Annotated in this window: 15 protein-coding genes; 4 read left to right on the plus strand and 11 right to left on the minus strand. The window is 73.1% G+C overall.

Annotation, left to right across the window (positions count from 1 at the left end; translation table 11 throughout):
• Positions 1-166: 166 nt before the first annotated feature.
• From PYR91_RS21570 to PYR91_RS21580, 3 genes are all read left to right on the plus strand, one after another.
• Entirely contained in the window at positions 167-1,411 is a 1,245-nt protein-coding gene (locus PYR91_RS21570) for an MFS transporter (protein ID WP_279782197.1), read from the plus strand.
• 32 nt (positions 1,412-1,443) lie between these two features.
• Positions 1,444-2,232: an SDR family NAD(P)-dependent oxidoreductase gene (locus PYR91_RS21575; protein ID WP_279782198.1), complete on the plus strand. Its 789-nt coding sequence runs from the start codon at positions 1,444-1,446 to the stop codon at positions 2,230-2,232.
• Positions 2,233-2,302: 70 nt separating this feature from the next.
• On the plus strand, positions 2,303-2,614 hold the full coding sequence (locus tag PYR91_RS21580; protein ID WP_279782199.1) for a muconolactone Delta-isomerase family protein: 312 nt from the start codon (positions 2,303-2,305) through the stop codon (positions 2,612-2,614).
• A gap of 107 nt (positions 2,615-2,721) precedes the next feature.
• Here PYR91_RS21580 and PYR91_RS21585 read toward each other — a convergent pair whose 3' ends face one another.
• The 5 genes from PYR91_RS21585 to PYR91_RS21605 form a co-directional block, all read right to left on the minus strand.
• Complete coding sequence (locus tag PYR91_RS21585; RefSeq protein ID WP_279782200.1) at positions 2,722-2,976, minus strand: acyl carrier protein; 255 nt, start codon at positions 2,974-2,976, stop codon at positions 2,722-2,724.
• Positions 2,973-3,848 (minus strand): hypothetical protein, encoded by an 876-nt coding sequence (locus PYR91_RS21590; RefSeq protein WP_279782202.1) that lies wholly within the window; start codon positions 3,846-3,848, stop codon positions 2,973-2,975. Before PYR91_RS21590 ends, PYR91_RS21585 begins: the two co-directional genes overlap by 4 nt.
• Positions 3,849-3,946: 98 nt before the next feature.
• Entirely contained in the window at positions 3,947-4,933 is a 987-nt protein-coding gene (locus PYR91_RS21595) for an FAD-dependent oxidoreductase (protein WP_279782203.1), read from the minus strand.
• Between the two features lie 92 nt (positions 4,934-5,025).
• Positions 5,026-6,066, minus strand: coding sequence for a ketoacyl-ACP synthase III family protein (locus PYR91_RS21600; protein ID WP_279782205.1), 1,041 nt, complete (start codon positions 6,064-6,066; stop codon positions 5,026-5,028).
• Between the two features lie 230 nt (positions 6,067-6,296).
• Complete coding sequence (locus PYR91_RS21605) at positions 6,297-7,334, minus strand: 3-oxoacyl-[acyl-carrier-protein] synthase III C-terminal domain-containing protein (RefSeq protein WP_279782206.1); 1,038 nt, start codon at positions 7,332-7,334, stop codon at positions 6,297-6,299.
• Between the two features lie 286 nt (positions 7,335-7,620).
• On the opposite strand from PYR91_RS21605, the gene tsaA reads away from it, so the two are divergent.
• A complete protein-coding gene (tsaA, locus tag PYR91_RS21610) occupies positions 7,621-8,085 on the plus strand; it encodes a tRNA (N6-threonylcarbamoyladenosine(37)-N6)-methyltransferase TrmO (protein ID WP_279782208.1) in 465 nt (154 codons plus the stop codon).
• A gap of 106 nt (positions 8,086-8,191) precedes the next feature.
• Here the strand turns inward: tsaA and PYR91_RS21615 are convergent, their stop codons facing one another.
• The 6 genes from PYR91_RS21615 to PYR91_RS21640 all read right to left on the minus strand — a co-directional run bounded on the left by PYR91_RS21615 (position 8,192) and on the right by PYR91_RS21640 (position 14,792).
• Complete coding sequence (locus PYR91_RS21615; RefSeq protein ID WP_279782210.1) at positions 8,192-9,628, minus strand: aldehyde dehydrogenase family protein; 1,437 nt, start codon at positions 9,626-9,628, stop codon at positions 8,192-8,194.
• Positions 9,628-10,734 (minus strand): phenazine biosynthesis protein, encoded by a 1,107-nt coding sequence (locus PYR91_RS21620; RefSeq protein ID WP_279782212.1) that lies wholly within the window; start codon positions 10,732-10,734, stop codon positions 9,628-9,630. Before PYR91_RS21620 ends, PYR91_RS21615 begins: the two co-directional genes overlap by 1 nt.
• A 68-nt stretch (positions 10,735-10,802) precedes the next feature.
• Positions 10,803-11,498, minus strand: a complete 696-nt coding sequence (locus PYR91_RS21625; RefSeq protein ID WP_279782214.1) for an FmdE family protein — start codon at positions 11,496-11,498, stop codon at positions 10,803-10,805.
• Complete coding sequence (locus PYR91_RS21630) at positions 11,498-12,103, minus strand: hypothetical protein (RefSeq protein WP_279782215.1); 606 nt, start codon at positions 12,101-12,103, stop codon at positions 11,498-11,500. Before PYR91_RS21630 ends, PYR91_RS21625 begins: the two co-directional genes overlap by 1 nt.
• On the minus strand, positions 12,100-13,521 hold the full coding sequence (locus tag PYR91_RS21635; protein WP_279782217.1) for an adenylosuccinate lyase family protein: 1,422 nt from the start codon (positions 13,519-13,521) through the stop codon (positions 12,100-12,102). The genes PYR91_RS21630 and PYR91_RS21635 overlap by 4 nt, the downstream gene beginning before the upstream one ends.
• A complete protein-coding gene (locus PYR91_RS21640; protein WP_279782219.1) occupies positions 13,518-14,792 on the minus strand; it encodes a Glu/Leu/Phe/Val dehydrogenase dimerization domain-containing protein in 1,275 nt (424 codons plus the stop codon). Before PYR91_RS21640 ends, PYR91_RS21635 begins: the two co-directional genes overlap by 4 nt.
• Between the last annotated feature and the right edge of the window lie 155 nt (positions 14,793-14,947).

Consider the following 14,947-nt stretch of genomic DNA (forward strand, 5'->3'; position numbering starts at 1 on the left):
TAGGCGGCCCAGCAGAATCCGTGCAGAAGGATTCCAGGGGTTCCGGCCGTCGAGGCGGCCCGCGTGACCGCTTCACGCGGACACCGGCCCAGGCGGGGCGCGCGCGTACGGCGTGACGGCCCGGATCACGGCACGCCGAAGTCGATCCCGCCCAGTGAGGAATGCGATGTCCCAGCGAACGCGTGAGAAGAGCAGCCTCGGCACCGTGTACGCGGGCTGGTTCCTCATCGACGTCGACCTGATCCTGATCACACCCCTGCTGGTCCCGGTCGCCGCGCATTTCGGCGCCGGCCTCGGGACGGTGACCCTCGCGCTCACCGCGTACCTGCTGCTGTTCGGCGTGATGCAGCCGGTCTACGGCATCCTGTCGGACGCCATCGGGCGGGTGCGGGTGATGCGCATCGGCCTCGCCGGGCTGTTCGCCGGCAACCTGCTGGCGGCGCTGGCCCCCAACGTGGGCACGCTGATCGCCGGCCGGGCGGTCGCCGGCGCGTTCGCTGCGGCTCTGGTCCCGGTCACCGTCGCCTACGTGGGCGACCGGGTGCCGATGGAACGGCGCCGGCGGGCGATGGCCGTGCTGATGTCCATCTCCGCCCTGGGCGTGGGCGCGGGCACCGTCAGCGCCGGCGTGCTGACCGACCTGCTGAGCTGGCGCGCCGCCATCCTGCTCGTCTCGGTCTCGGCGGCGGTGCTCGCCGTCCTGTACGGGCGCCTGCCCGAGACGCTGACCCCGCGGGCCGGCCGCCCGATGGCGCTCGACCGGGTCCGGTCGGTCTTCGACGGCGGGTGGTTCCGGTTCCTCACGGTCTTCGCCCTGGTCGAGGGGGCGGCGATGGTGGGCTTCTACAACTTCTTCAGCGCGGCGCTCCAGGCCGACGGCAACAGCGTGTGGCTGACCGGCGTGGTCACCGGCTCCTACGGCCTCGGCGCGGTCGGCGGCGGGGTCCTCATGCGGTTCCTGGACGCCCGCGTGCCGGCCGCCGCGCTGTTCGGCGGCGGCTGCGCCCTGCTGTTCGCGGGCTACCTGGTGCCGGCGCTCAGCCAGTCGGTGCCCGGGCTGCTCGCCGCCAGCCTGCTGTCCGGCGCGGCGCTCGCCGTCGCGCAGTCCACGCTGCAGGCCTGGGTGATCGAGGCCGCCGCGCCGGAGGTGCGCGGCACCGCGGCCTCCCTGGTGGCCTCGGCGGTGTTCACCGGCGCGGCGATCGCCACGGCGGCCGTGGGCGGGCTGGCCGCGGCCGGCGAGTTCGGCCTGCTCTTCGGGATCGCGGCCGCGGTCACCCTGCCGGTGCTCGTCGTGGGCGTGTTCGCCCGCGTCCGGTTCGACCGCGCCCGCCGCCCCTCCCCCTCCCCGCCCGACGAGCCCGGCCCGCCGGCCCCCTCGGAGCTGGAGCCGTCGAACCAGTCGGCGTGAACGTCCCTGAACGGAAGACAGAGAGGTCCAACATGACCCGGACGGTTGTTGTCACCGGTGGCGGAACCGGCATCGGCCTGGCCGTCGCCTCGGCCTTCGCCGCCGACGGCGCGCGTGTCGTCATCACCGGCCGGCGCGAGAACATCCTCGAAGAGGCGTGCGCGAAGCTGGGCGACACGGTGAGCGGCGTCGTGTGCGACGCCACCGACCCCGACCAGATAGAGGCGCTGCGCGACCGCGTGCCGGGCGCCGTCGACGTGCTGGTCAACAACGCGGGCGGCAACCGCGAGCTGGACGTGCCGCTGCCGGGCGACGGGCAGCGCCTGGGGGCCGCGGGGCTCGCCTCGCAGCCCGGTCCCGGCGCGGGCTCCGGCGACCTGCGGACGCTGGCCGCGAGCTGGCGCGAGAACCTGGAGGCCAACCTTCTCGGCGCGGTGCTCACCACGGCGGCGCTGGACAGGCTGCTGGCCCCCGGCGGCGCCGTCGTGCACATCGGCTCGTTCGCGGCCGACCGCGGCGCGGGGTCCTACGGCGCGGCCAAGGCCGGCATGGGCTCGTGGAACATCTTCCTGGCCCGGCAGCTCGGCCCCCGCGACATCACCTCCAACGTGGTCGCCCCCGGCTACATCGCCGACACCGAGTTCTTCCGCGACCGCGCGAGCCAGCAGTTCCACGACGCCCGGGTCGCCGAGACCATGAACGGGCGCGCGGGCTACCCCGAGGACGTCGCCGGCCTGGTGCGCTTCCTCGCCTCGCCGGGCGCCCGGCACATCACCGGCCAGGTCATCAACGTGAACGGCGGGGCGCTGACCACGCGCTAGCCGGGCCCCATCCAAGACGGCCGCCCGCGGGGCGGACCCGCGAGCGGTAAGCGACCAGGAGGAGGAGCAGATGGCGCTGTTCGCCGTCATAGCGAAGAAGGCACCCATCGGCATCAGCGTGGACGAGTTCAACGAGCGCCTGGCCGAGGGCTTCAAGTACACCAAGGAGATGGTCGACAAGGGTGTGCTCAAGCACCGGTGGATCCTCGTGGGGGCCTCCGCGGGCCTGAACATCTACGAGGTCGACTCGCACGAGCACCTCATGAAGGTGCTGTACGACAGCCCGGTCGGCTCGCACCTGCAGTTCGACGTCTACCCGCTGATCGACCCCTCCAGCTTCAACCCCACCGGCACCGGCCCCGACGCCGCCCAGGGTTCCTGACCGCGGCGGCCCGGACGGCCGCGGCGCCGCCGCGATCGCCCCCGTCCCCCGGCACCGGCGTCGCACGGTGCCGGGGGACGGGGGCGATCGTCGTCTGGGAGCGCGGATCAGGGCAGGGGCGCCGTGCTCTCGCTGAACAGGGCGCGGTTGATGCTGTGCAGCGAGCGGATGTCGTCGATGTGCAGGGTGCCGATGTCGATGGTCCTGCCGCTGAGCCGCTCCAGCAGGGCCAGGAACTCCATCAGGCCGAGGGAGCGCACCAGGCGCCCCTCGATCAGGTCCTCGTACGGGCTGATGTCGGGCAGTTCGGGGTTGCGGGCCAGGATCCAGGCCTTCACCTCGTCGAGAGCCGGGTGCATCATCGTGACCCTCCATCCGCAATCGCCCCGGTGCCGGCGACCTCGCCGGCCGCCCGCAGGACCGCCTCGACGGCGGCCTCCCAGGTGCCGTGCCGGGGGAGTAGTACCGACAGCCACCGTTCGAGCCCGAAGGCGACGCAGCTCGTGAAGACCGGCTCGCCGGTGGCGTCGAGACGGATGTCGCAGCGCTCGCCGAAGAAGTTCCGGTGGACGTTGACCGAGGCGATGGCCAGGTCGTCCACGAGGAACTCGTACTTGACCGGGGAGAGCCGCTGCAGCAGCGCCCGCTGGCCGCCCCGGTCGTAGAACGGGTCGCTCGCGGCCTCCTTGCGCATCGGCAGGCCGAGCGCGGCGCCGAAGGCGGCGATCCGCTCCGCGAACCGGTCGAGGTGGGCCTGGGCGAACTCCCGCGAGCCGAGGGCCACGACCTCCCGCATGTGGAAGCCGAGCAGGCGGCTGAGCCCCTCGTAGAACTCCTCGCGCCGGAAGCACCGGCCGAGCACGGTCACGGCGGTGTCCCCGGCCAGCCGCGCGCCCTCGTGGTACAGGTAGACGGCGAAGCAGGCGGCCGAGGGCAGCCCGAGCGCCGCGGGCTCCAGCACCCCGGGGGCGAACACCGACGGCCGCGCTCCGGGGGTGGCGTCGCGCCGATCGAGGTCCAGGGCGCAGGCCAGCATCGCCTGGTGCGGGAAGTTGTCGTAGAAGTCCAGCTTCGCCAGCGACGCGACCGGCAGCAGCGGCGGCATGATCATCGGCGCGGCGCCGGTGGCGGTGCCCCAGCCCTCGAAGGTGGCGTCCAGGGTCCTCAGCAGCGCGGTGGCGCCGGGGGACAGGGCTTCCAGGCCGTTGCGCTCCTGGGCGGTGACGGCGCTCATCGGGCCTTCGCCCGTACGCCCGCGGGTACGCCCGCGCCGGCCGGGGCCGGGCGTGAGGCGTGGGAAACGGTGGGCACGACAGACTCCTTCTGGCTTGCTTAGGTGCGCACGGTGCGCAGGACGAGCTGCTCCACCTCGCGCGCGCAGCCCCATGACATGCCGACGGCGACGCCGCTGTGCCCGTAGTTGTGGATCACGCGGGCGCCCTCGACGACCTCCTCCTCCAGGCGGATCTCGGGACGGGCGGCGCGCAGGCCGACCTCCACGCCGAGCACCCGCGCGTCGGCGATGCGCGGCTCGACGGCGGCGCACCGGGCGATGATCTGCTCGGTCTGGGCGGGGTCGGGCTCCAGGCTCCAGTCGCCCCGGCCGGCGTTGCCGCCGAGGATCAGCCGGTCGCCGTGCGGCATGAAGTGGGTGGTGGCCGCGCCCCTGCTGAACTCGAAGAAGTACGTCTCCAGGCCGGGGTTCTCGACGATCACGTGCTGCCCGCGCACGGGGACGACCTTCGGGTCGGCCGCGAAGTGGTGGGCGTACGCGCCCGTGGCGTTGACGACCACGGGGGCCTCGGCCGCCGCCTCCCGGAGCGACCCGACGCGGCCGGTCGTCATGGTGCCGCCGGCGGCGGTGAACCTGCCGGTCAGGTGGTCGAGGTAGCGGTGCATGTCGACGATCGGCAGCGACATCCAGAACGCCACGGGGAACCCCGCGCGCTCCTCGGGGGAGCAGTCGCGGTAGCCGGGCAGGCTCCGCGTCCAGGTGGTGTCCTGGATCTCCGCCTTGCTGGCCCACCGGCCCGGGGTGATCCGAACGCCCGTCTCCGGGCGTTCGGCCAGCGCGCCGAACTCCTCCAGGCTCGTCCGGTGCCAGCGCAGCGTCGTCTCGTACGGGGCCCAGTTCGGGGCCTCGGCGGGGTCGGCGATCGCCGGGCCGCCGAGCACGGCCGCGGCGACGGCGGAGGTCGTGCGCCGCGGAGGGTCGATCGCCTGGATGTGGACCGCGAGCCCCTGTTCCGCCAGGCACACGGCCGTGGTCAGCCCGGTCACCCCGGCGCCGACGACCAGTACATCTGCGCGCTGTGCCACGCGACTTCCTCCTTGACCGGGGGGCAGAGCCCCACATCTACCGAACGGATGGACTGCGACGGAACTGGATGGGAGTCAGGGGCGGCGGCCGGTCACTCGCGGCGGACCGCCATGCACGACCAGGTGAAGCCGTTGCCCACGTTGAGCAGCAGGGCGACCTCTCCGGGGGAGAGCCGGTTGCCGGCGTCCAGGTCGGCGAGGTTGGCGATGGAGTCACCGGCGCCCAGGTGGCCGGTGTCGCGGCCCAGGTCGATCACCTCGGCGTGCCGCAGGCCGGTCTCCTCCAGCGGCACCTTGAACAGCTCCGCCTGCGCGCCCGAGCCGATGCGGGGCAGCGTCAGCAGCCGCACCCGCCGGTCCTCCGGCGTCAGGCCGGCGTCGGCGAGCGCCCGCAGCACGGCCTTCTTGACGGACTGGCGCACGGTGGCGACGAAGCGCAGCATGTCGCCGGAGGCCCGGAACGCCAGCTTCGAGCGGCGGACGCTGATCGTGCTGGAGTGGGAGCGCGGGGCCGGGCTGAACGGGTCGTCGCCGCGGTAGAGGATCTCGAACTCCGGCGCGCTGACCGACGCGACGGACAGCAGCCGGTAGGGCCCTCCGGCGCGGTCGAGCAGCAGCGCGGTGGCGCCGTCGCCGTAGACGACGTCGAAGTCGCTGCCCCAGCGGTCGAAGCCGGGGGCCGCGAAGCGGTCGGCGGTGGTGACCAGTGCGCGGTCGACGGCCGGATCGGCGATCATGCGGGTGACGGCGACTTCCAGGGCGGCTATGCAGCCGTTGGAGGTCTGCTGGACGCCGACGGGTAACGCGTTGCGGGCGCCGAGCTGGTGGGCGACGTAGTGCGGTGGCGACCAGAAGTCGTGTCCCTGGTGGTACAGCCACGAGTGGGCCACCATCCCGAGCTCCTCGCCGTCCCAGCCCGCCTCGGCCAGCGCCTTCTGGCCGGCCAGCACCGCCATCTCGGGCGCGGAGTGGTCGGCGCTCTCCGCCACCTGGCGGTAGCCCAGGCGCGCGGCCATCTGCTCGTCGACCCGCCCTTGCGCCATCGCGTCGGCCATGGTGTGCCGCCGGGGCGGCAGCCACGCGACCGCGGCGGCGATGCCCGGCGGCTCGGCGAGGGGTGGGGAGAGTCTCATGGGCGGGCCTCCTGTCGTCTGGCGCCCGTTCACCGCCCTCTCGGCGGCCGATTCCCGGGCCGTTCGCCGGTGGGGCCGGGGAAAACACAACGTTTATGAATATCGCGCGATACGTGACGTTCTATGGTTTTCCGACATCGAGCCCCCGGGCCGGGAGAACTGCCGAGAAAAGCATCTTCTTTCGCCCGGCCCGGCGCTTCAAGCGCGGCGCCGCCGCACAGGGGTACCCCTTATTCACGCCGGACCGCGATGCACGACCAGGTGAACCCATTGCCGGTGTTGAGCAGCAGGGCGACCTCGCCCGGCGCCAGGACGTTGCCGGCGTCCAGATCGGCGAGGTTGGCGACCGAGTCGCCCGCGCCCAGGTGGCCGGTGTCGCGGCCCAGCTCCAGGATCTCGGTGTGGCGCAGCCCCAGCTCCTCCAGCGCGGGGGTGAAGAACCGCGCCAGCGGCTCGGCGCCGATGCGCGGCAGCGTCAGGCACCGCAGCCGCGGGTCCTCGGGGGTCAGCCCGGACTCGGCGATCGCCTGCCGCACCGCCTGCTGCACCGACGTGTGCAGCGTGGCGCCGAACAGGGGGATGCCGCCGGTGTTCCGGAACGCCTGCTTGGTGCGGCGGACGTCGATCGGCGCCGAGTGCGCCAGCGGCGCCGCGCTGAACGCGTCGTCCCCCCGGTGCAGCAGCTCGAACTCCGGCGCGTTCATGGAGACGATCGACAACAGCCGGTAGGGCCCCCCGGCGCGGTCGAGCAGCAGCGCGGTGGCGCCGTCGCCGTACGCGACGTCGAAGTCGCTGGTCCACTTGTCGAAGCCTGGCAGCGAGAAGCGGTCGGCGGTGGTGACCAGCACGCGGTCGACGTCCGGGTCGGCGATCATGCGGGTGACGGCGACCTCAAGCGCGGCGACGCAGCCGTTGGAGGTCTGCTGGACGCCGACGGGCAGCGCGTTGCGGGCGCCCACCTGGTGGGCGACGTAGTGCGGTGGCGACCAGAAGTCGTGCCCCTGGTGGTATAGCCACGAATGCGCGACCATCCCGAGTTGGTCGCCGTCCCAGCCGGCATCGGCCAGTGCCTTCTGCGCGGCCAGGACGGCCATCTCGGGGGCGGAGTGGTCCGCGCTCTCGCACAGGCTGCGGTAGCCCAGGCGCGCGGCCATCCGCTCGTCCAGGCCGCCCGCCAGCGCGTCCTCGATCGTGTGGCGCCCCGGCGGCAGCCACGCGACCGCGGCCGCGATGCCCGGCGGCTCGGCGAGGGGTGGGGACAGTCTCATGGGCGGGCCTCCTGTCGACTCTGGCGCCCGGACGCCGCCGACCGTCGCGCGACGAGGCGGCTCCTCCGGCGGCGTCGTCGATCCTGAAAGATCGGTCAGTAGGCTTCGTGTAGTATGCGCGAGCCTTCGAACGGGGGTCAACGGTGCAAAGAAGCAGGTCAAACAGGCCGGTGGCGCGCGGGGAGCGGGGACGCCCGCCGGTGTGAGACGTCCGGCGCGCGAGGGGCCGCCGGCGGCCCGCCAGGCGCGCTCCGTATCGAGATCGAAGCGAATCGAGGTCGAGATGGTGCCCGAACAGACCACCAGCCGGGACGATCTGCCGCCGGTCCAGGTGCAGCCCATCGGTTACGTGGTGACCGGTTACGACCGGCCCGAGGTCGCGCCCCCGCAGGCCACCGAGAACTTCGGCGAGCGAGCCAGCCTCGTGGTCTACGAACGGTACGCCGACGGCCTGTCGGGCCTGGAGAACTGCCCGCACATCTGGCTGGTGACCTGGCTGCACTCCCAGCGTGAGGACGAGGCCGCCGAGCTGCGCTGCGTCCCGCGCGGCCTCACCGGCACCGGCGAACGCCGAGGCGTCTTCTCCACCCGCTCGCCGAACCGCCCCAGCCGGCTGGGCATGAGCCTGGTCCGCGTGGCCGAGATCGACGGCAACGTCATCCACTTCTACGGCGTCGACCTCGTCGACGGCACCCCCGTTCTGGACATCAAGCCCTGGGTCCGCGGCACCGACGTCCCGCCCCGGGGGTGAGCCCCCGGGCCCCGGCGGTGACGCCCGGGTCCACGGGCGCGCACGAGGACGCCCGGCCCGGGGTGGGACGTCCGGGGAGACGTGCCACCGCGGCCGGCGCGTCGCGTCAGGCGGTGACGGCTCCGGCGTGCGCCGGGAGGCGCTCCGCCGTCTGCGCGCCGGCGGCGATGCCGTAGGCGCGGACCTCCATGAGGTCCTGGCTCAGGTAGCCGTCGTGCGGGCTGGTCGGCCCGGCCGCGTGGGTGGGCAGGCCACCGTAGACGACCTTGCGGATCGACGGCTCGCGCAGCGCCAGCGCCGCCAGGCCGGGGTCGTCGCCGAGCACCGACAGCGCCAGGGTGTCGCGCAGCGGCTCGATCGGGTTGCCCCGGCTCCAGGGCAGCACCCAGACGCACGGGAAGGGAAGCTCGACGCGGCCCCCGGGGTGGTCGGCGCGGTCGCACACCAGGACGGCGGGGCGCAGCGCCGCCGAGCCGTCGCCGAGGTCGGCCAGCGGGCCCTCGGGGTGGCGGGCCCCCGCGAGGTCGACCGCGCCCGCGAGCCGCGACTCCAGGTGCGCGCGCATGGCCCGCGCCTGCTCCACCGGCAGCACGGGCAGCTCGGCGTCCGGCGACTGCGGCGGAGCGGCCACCATGGCCCCGAGCCGCCGGGCGATGGCCTCGCCCAGCTCGGCCGGGTCGCCGTCGGTGAAGACCGCGCTGGCGTTGGTGCACCGCAGCCCGGCGTCGTAGGCCACCGAGTCGCAGATGGAGTCGACCACCCGCTCGGTGATCTCGCCGGTGTGCAGGATCTTGGACCGTCCCGGGCCGCGCAGGATCACCCGCCGGTCGGATCCGTACCGCTTGACGGCGGCGTCGCCGCCGAAGACCAGGCTCAGGTCGGAGGCCTTGACCAGCGCGTCCCCGGTGGCGTGCCCGCCGGGCAGCAGCGAGAGCCGCGACGGCTCGACGCCCGCCTCCAGCGCCGCGAGGATCAGCCGCGACGGGGTGAACGGGTCCCTGGTGCCCGGGCGGATCACGAGCTGGTACCCGTACGCCAGGGCGTGCACCCACTGGGTGTGGGTGCCGGGGTTGTTGCTCGGCGCGATCACCGACAGGATGTCGCCGCGGCGCAGCCACATGGGCCTGATCTCCCCGGCCCGCACCCCGCCCGCGGTGCCCGCCGGGCGCTCGGCGGCCACCCGTTCGCCGACGTTCGCGCAGGTCGCCGCCATGTCCTCCAGCGAGTGCCGCGCCACCTTGATGGGGATGCCGCCGGCGCGGGCCTGGGCCTGGCAGTAGTCGTCGGGTGTCATGCCGCCGAGCGTCGCCGTGGCGAACAGCCGGCCGGCCAGCCGCAGCGTCTCGGGGTCGGGCGCGGGCGCGGCGCCGAGCGGGTGGCGCCGCCGCAGCTCCGAGACGGTCAGCGACGCGGCCAGCGGCGGAGCGGTGTCCACCTCGGCGATCGGCGTGCCGTCGACGCCGCGCAGCGGCGTCGTCTCGGCCGACGAGGCGACCCTGCCCGCCCTGATCACCGAGACCTTGTACGGGGCTTCGCCGCTCATCAGTAGACCCCCTCGATGACGGCCTTGGCGGCGACCTCGGCGGGCCGCACGTCGGAGACCTCGATGCCGGGGTAGCCTGCGGCCGGCGCCCGCCGCGTGACCATGTCGCGCTCGGCCGTCGGGGGCATGAAGAACTCCCGTGTCAGCGAGGTGATCTTCACGCGGCCGCGCTCGTCCACGCCCACCGGCCGGTCGGTCTCGACCGGGTCGACGACCTCCATCACGGTGTAGGGGAAGAACGGCCGGAAGACGCACGGCGAGGCGTCGCCCTCCCTGCGGGTGCGCTGCGGGGCCATGCCCATCATCGTGTTGCCGTACGCCCCGGCGAAGGTCGCCTCGGGGAACGCCTCCTGCTCCAGCAGGCGCAGCGTCTCGGCGTCCATGCTGGTGCCGCCCCAGATCACGCCGCGCACCTTGTCGCCGAGCACTTTGTAGACGTCGTGGCGGGCCACGATCGACTCCAGCACGCGCGGCGTCGTGGAGACCGCCCGGATGTCCTGCGACAGCAGCACGTCCTTGACCTGGTCGAGGATGTGGTCCACGTACAGCTTCGACTCGTCCTCGCGGCCGTTGGCGATGCACCGCCTGACCCACCGCGGGTCGAGGTCGACGAAGAAGGGGGTGAAGCCGCGCAGCTCCGACAGGTTGCCGATGTTCTTGGCCATGATGTGCGGACCGGTGGGGCCGATGTGCAGCCATCCGGCCTGCCCGTCGCCGGTCGGGAACCCCTGCTCGTCGAGGTGCAGGTTCTGGAACTCGATGTTGCGCCGCCGCGAGGTCGCGTCGACGATGCGCTTGGGCGCCCCGGTCGCGCCGCCGGACTCGTAGACGCCGAAGCGCCCGGGCCGGCCGGCGCACCCGCGAGGGATCAGCGTCTGGGCGGGAATGGAGCTCCAGTCGACCGGCACGGCGTCGAAGAGCCGCAGGTCGTCGTAGGTCCTGACGTCGGTCAGCGGGTCGAAGCCGAGCCCCGGCGCGCGGCCGACCCAGTACGGGCTCCCCGTGGCGGGCGAGAAGTGCCACGTCATCGTCGCCACGACCAGCTCGTCCAGGTCGGGCGTCGTGTCGACGGGCGCCTCGAACACGGCGGCGAAGTCATCGGACATTTGGGCTGCCTTTCTCGGTCGTCGCGGCGGCCGCCGGCGTGGACACGCCGCGCGGCCGCCGGGCGGGCTCAGTGCTGGTGTGCGTAGCTGTGGCCATGACCGTGGCCGTGCCCGTGGACGTGTCCGTGCCCGTGACCGTGGTCCGCGTGGTCGGCGGGCAGCTCCCCGCCGTGCGCGTCGAGGTGGCAGGGCGGGCACAGGTTCTGCCCGCGGTGGTTGTGCAGCAGGCCGGCGCTGGTCTGCTCGGCGCACCCGTCACAGGGCGCGAACGGCTGCAGCTTCTTGGCGCGCGGCGGCTCGCCGGTGACCGGCTCGACCGCCAGGATGTCGTCCACCGGAGCGGTGAGGATGCGCTGGATCCGGGTCGACTGCGACTCGAAGAAACGCGCGTTCTCCTCCGCGGTCGCGGCGCCGGTCTCCACCTTGCGCGCCAGCGCCCAGATCTCCTCGCTGCGGAAGACGTCGCTGCCGGGCTTGGCGGAGACGCGGATCCCGGTGCCGTCGGCGGGGCTCCAGAAGGTGAACGCCACCTTCCCGTTGTCCTCGTGCAGCAGGTTGCGCTTGCCGAAGGTGCACCCGCTGAGCACCTGGACGGCGTCGGCGGCGCACGCGTCGGTCTCACCGACGGCCACGAGCCGGTTGGCCTGGGTGTCCCTGCCGTAGATCGAGACCGCGAGCATGGCGATGCGCGTGCCCACCGCGGCCCCTGGGCACTCGTGGCCGTGGAAGCGGATGACCGCGTCGTACTGTTCGGTGAGATCCATCAGATTCCTTCCCTGAGGGTCGCGGCGATGCGGGGGAGCGCCGGCGAGCGCACCTCGGCCTCCCGGTCGTTGTCGCCCTCGAAGAAGGCCCGCACCGACGTGTCGTGCAGGTCGACCGCGGAGACGATGAAGGTCCACTGGCCGGAGCCCTCGGCCAGCACCCGGTCGAGGCGCGTGCAGGTGTCTCGGCGCGGGTCGTGCGGCCAGGGGACGCGGTGGGTGTGGTAGTTGCCGAAGACGACCAGATCGTTGTCGTCGCAGAAGCGCTCGATCGCCAGCAGCTCGGCCGGGTGGGCGATCCACCCGCGTTGCTCGTTGGGCGTCTGCGAGGGGATGGCGTGCTGGTCGACCAGCTCGTCCATGTCGTCGCTGTGCGAGGGGTCGCGCCGCAGGTTGAACATGAGCGGGAACACCCCGGTCACCTGCATGGTGGTGCCGCGCTGGCGTCCGAGCAGCATGCCGAACGCCTTGCGCTCGTGCGTCTCGCCCTCCAGGTAGTGCCCGGTGAGCTTACGGACGACGTGCCCGGCGATGGCCGCGAAGATCGGGCGTGGCAGCACGATGTCGGTGACGTCGCCCAGCGTCACCAGGGTGTCGGACGTCAATGCGTGTCCTCGGGCCCGTCCTCGGGCGTCCGCGCGGTGGCGACGAACTCCCTGGCCTCGGCCACCGTGCGCCGGGTCAGCGCGGCCGACTTGCCGAGGTAGGACGGCGGGTCGAAGATGCGGTCCAGCTCCAGCGCGTCCAGCAGCCGGATGTTGTCGTTCTCCCGCACGAGCTGCTCCAGCGGGGCGCCGCTGGAGCGCGCCTGCTGGCTCAGCTCGTACACCTGCTCGTGCGCCGTCTGCTTGCCCAGGTGCTGGCCGAGGGCCAGCATGAGCCGCTCGCTGGCGATCTCCGCGGCGACGACCTGGGTGTTCTCCATGAGCCTGTCGGTGTGCACGGTGAGGCCGCTGACGATGGACAGCACGATCTCGCAGGAGGACAGCGTGTAGTGCGCCACGTCGGGCACGCACGCCCACTCCAGGCGCAGGGAGCGCGAGTCGCGCTCGTGGTCGCCGCTCATCGCGGCCAGGCCGACGTTGACCGTGGCGGCGGCCAGGCGCGCCATCACGACGGCCTGCTCGCAGGCCTCGGGATTGCGCTTGTGCGGCATGGTGCTGCTGCCGACCTGCCCGTGCCGCCAGCCCGTCTCGACCTCGCCGAACTCCGGGCGCGACAGGATGCGGACCTCGTCGGCGATGCGGCCCATGGTGCCGGCGGTGATCGCCACGCCCGAGACGAACTCGGCGACGCGGTCGCGGGCGACGTGCCAGCCCATCCTGGGGGCGCTCAGCCCGAGCCGGCCGGAGAAGCCCTCCAGCAGCTCCAGCGCCTGGTCGCCGAAGCCGGCCATCGTGCCGACGCCGCCGAAGAGCTGGGCCGCGCAGACCCGCTCGCGCATGCCGCGCAGCCGCTCGCCGTTGCGGACGACCTCGTCCAGCCATCCGGCGACCTTCAGGCCGAAGCCGATCGGCAGCGCGGGCTGGGCGTGCGTGCGGCCCAGGGCGACCGTCTCGGCGTGCTCGTCCGCCAGGTCGGCCAGGCGGGCGGCGATGGCGGCGAGCAGGCGGTCGAGCTCGTCCAGCACGTCGCGCATCTGCACCGACTGCGCGGTGTCCTGGATGTCCTGCGTGGTCGCGCCGTAGTGGACGAACTCGCCGGACTGGCCCTCGCACGCGTCCTGGAACACCCGCAGCAGGCCGACCAGCGAGTGGCTGGTCTTGCGGATCTCCTCGCGAACCCGTGACAGGTCGATCCGCTCGATGCGGGCCGCGGCGGCGATCAGCTCGGCGGCGTCGGCGGGGATGATGCCGAGCGCGCCCTGCTCCAGCGCCAGCGCCGCCTCGACGTCCAGCCACCGCTGGTAGCGGCAGCGGTCGCAGAAGATGCGGCGGCTGGCCTTGGTGCTGTAGCGGTGCCCGTAGAAGGCCGAGTCGACGATGTGGCTGCGATCGTGGCCGCAGGGGTGTTCGCTGCTCATAGATTCTCTCCTGTTGCGATCAGGCCGCTCCGGCGGGCGGCCGCGCTCGCGAGCCGGTTGCCCTTCGGGCGGCGCGCGGCGCCGCTGTAAGGGCTCGATCCGTAGGGACGGCGGTCGGGGGAGACGACGGCGTTGGCGGCCATCTCCAGCGCCACGTGCCGGGGCGAGATGGTCCGCTGGCGGGCGCCGGCGAGGACGTCGCCGGTGAGCTCGCGCATGAGGTACGCGAGGCCGTCGAGCACCTCGTGCGGTTCGGGCGTGGTGCTCGGGCCGTACAGGGTCTCCATGGAGGCCGAGCCGCCGATGCCGCCGATGAAGTCGGGCACGACGACCACGCCGCGGTCGCCGAGCTGCATCTCGACGGCCTCGGTGATCCCCATGTTGGCGCCGACCACCACGACGGGCACCGACAGCGTGGCCGCCTGCTCGGCGGTGAGGGCGTTCTCGACGGCGGCCAGGACGAGCACGTCGACCGGCAGCATGAACAGCGCCTGGCGCGGCAGCCGCCGCAGCGGCGCCACCGCCTCGGTCACGGGCATCGACATCGGGTTGCCGAGCATGGCGGGGATGTCCAGGCCGCGCGGGTCGACCGCGCAGCCGTGCTCGTCGGCGACCGCGATGACCGTCGCGCCGCCTTCGACCAGCGACTCGGCGGCGGAGCGGCCGAGGTTGCCGAACCCCTGGATGGCGACCTGCAGGCCGTCCGCCCGGTAGCCCGCGCTCTCGGCGGCGCCGAACGCGGCGTGGGCGAGGGCGTGGCCCGCGCGTCGCCGGCCGACCGTCCGGCCGCCCACGGTGGCGTCCAGCAGGGCCATGCGCCGGAAGTACTCCTCGTCGTCGAACTCCTGGGCGTGCTTCACGGCGTACTTCACCGACGGGACCCCGACGCTCGCCGCGATGGCCTCCAGCTCCTCGAACCGGGTGCCCATGTCGCAGCCCATGCTGTAGCGGGTGGTCAGCTCGTGGGACAGGAAGGAGAGGAACCGCGCCTGGACCTCCGCGTGGGCGGGGCTGTTGGGGTCGAAGGCGAGGCCGGACTTGGCCCCGTCGACGTTGATGCCCAGCACCCGCTGCTTGAGCGTCATGCGGGAGGCCAGCTCGGTGAGGGTGCCGGCGGTGAGCCCCGGCTGGACGCGGAACCCCCCGGCGGCCAGCCGGCAGTTCTCGCCGTCATATACCAGGTAACCGGTGCATCCTTCAATGGGGTCTACGTATTCGATGACACGCGGCATGTTCGCCCCCGGGTCCATCTGCAGAGGGATTGAATCCATGAATGCTCGGATGGTGCACATTCGCGCGTGAAATCGTCAACGGCTCGCCATTCCGGTTGCACCCGTGATCGTCAACCCGATCATTTCGATTCTCGGGGTGGCAGCCCTGCAAGTGCTCATTTTCCGCACTTGCACGCCCCGCTCTGACCAGGGCA

This window comes from Sphaerisporangium sp. TRM90804 (assembly GCF_029846175.1).
In the GTDB taxonomy this organism is placed as follows: domain Bacteria; phylum Actinomycetota; class Actinomycetes; order Streptosporangiales; family Streptosporangiaceae; genus Sphaerisporangium.

What these genes read in the sequence shown, in the direction of transcription:
- PYR91_RS21570 (WP_279782197.1), top strand. Translation starts at nt 167, where the DNA reads ATGTCCCAGCGAACGCGTGAGAAGAGCAGCCTCGGCACCGTGTACGCG.
- PYR91_RS21615 (WP_279782210.1), bottom strand. Translation starts at nt 9,628, where the DNA reads ATGAGCGGCGAAGCCCCGTACAAGGTCTCGGTGATCAGGGCGGGCAGG.
- PYR91_RS21600 (WP_279782205.1), bottom strand. Translation starts at nt 6,066, where the DNA reads ATGAGACTCTCCCCACCCCTCGCCGAGCCGCCGGGCATCGCCGCCGCG.
- PYR91_RS21575 (WP_279782198.1), top strand. Translation starts at nt 1,444, where the DNA reads ATGACCCGGACGGTTGTTGTCACCGGTGGCGGAACCGGCATCGGCCTG.
- PYR91_RS21635 (WP_279782217.1), bottom strand. Translation starts at nt 13,521, where the DNA reads ATGAGCAGCGAACACCCCTGCGGCCACGATCGCAGCCACATCGTCGAC.
- PYR91_RS21605 (WP_279782206.1), bottom strand. Translation starts at nt 7,334, where the DNA reads ATGAGACTGTCCCCACCCCTCGCCGAGCCGCCGGGCATCGCGGCCGCG.
- PYR91_RS21640 (WP_279782219.1), bottom strand. Translation starts at nt 14,792, where the DNA reads ATGGATTCAATCCCTCTGCAGATGGACCCGGGGGCGAACATGCCGCGT.
- PYR91_RS21620 (WP_279782212.1), bottom strand. Translation starts at nt 10,734, where the DNA reads ATGTCCGATGACTTCGCCGCCGTGTTCGAGGCGCCCGTCGACACGACG.
- PYR91_RS21585 (WP_279782200.1), bottom strand. Translation starts at nt 2,976, where the DNA reads ATGATGCACCCGGCTCTCGACGAGGTGAAGGCCTGGATCCTGGCCCGC.
- PYR91_RS21590 (WP_279782202.1), bottom strand. Translation starts at nt 3,848, where the DNA reads ATGAGCGCCGTCACCGCCCAGGAGCGCAACGGCCTGGAAGCCCTGTCC.
- PYR91_RS21625 (WP_279782214.1), bottom strand. Translation starts at nt 11,498, where the DNA reads ATGGATCTCACCGAACAGTACGACGCGGTCATCCGCTTCCACGGCCAC.
- PYR91_RS21580 (WP_279782199.1), top strand. Translation starts at nt 2,303, where the DNA reads ATGGCGCTGTTCGCCGTCATAGCGAAGAAGGCACCCATCGGCATCAGC.